1 protein-coding gene is annotated in these 367 nt (G+C 56.7%); it reads right to left on the bottom strand.

What is annotated here, in order from left to right; translation table 11 throughout:
• Positions 1-367 (bottom strand): MFS transporter (locus HX793_RS30985; protein WP_178905640.1); only part of this gene is annotated, 367 nt, incomplete at both ends.

Raw genomic sequence — 367 nt, 5'->3', positions numbered from 1 at the left:
GTGCCAGGTAACTTTGCACGAGCGAATGCGGGATGAAGTTGAGCACGACACCAAGGAAGATTTGCGCCAGTACCACGACGGTCAGCCCCAGCAGTAGCATCGAGCGACGATCCATGCGGTTGATCACCCACATGCCGATCAAGGTGGCGATCACCGAAACCACGCCATTGCCGATGGTGGCGATCAGCGCGGCATTAGTGCCCATGCCAGTCTCTTTGAGAATCATCGGCGTGTAGTACATGAACGCATTCACGGCGGTGAACTGAATAACAAAACCCAGGCCGATACCAATGGCCAACAGCTTGAGCAACCAGGGTTCGTTGAGCTTGCCGAGCACGCCGCTGTGGTGCCGTTCGACGTTGCACTG

The sequence above is a fragment of the Pseudomonas reactans genome (assembly GCF_013387025.1).
In the GTDB taxonomy this organism is placed as follows: Bacteria; Pseudomonadota; Gammaproteobacteria; order Pseudomonadales; family Pseudomonadaceae; genus Aquipseudomonas; species Aquipseudomonas reactans.
Note: the sequence above shows the minus strand (reverse complement) of the source record. Positions and strands in the feature narration are given on the sequence as shown.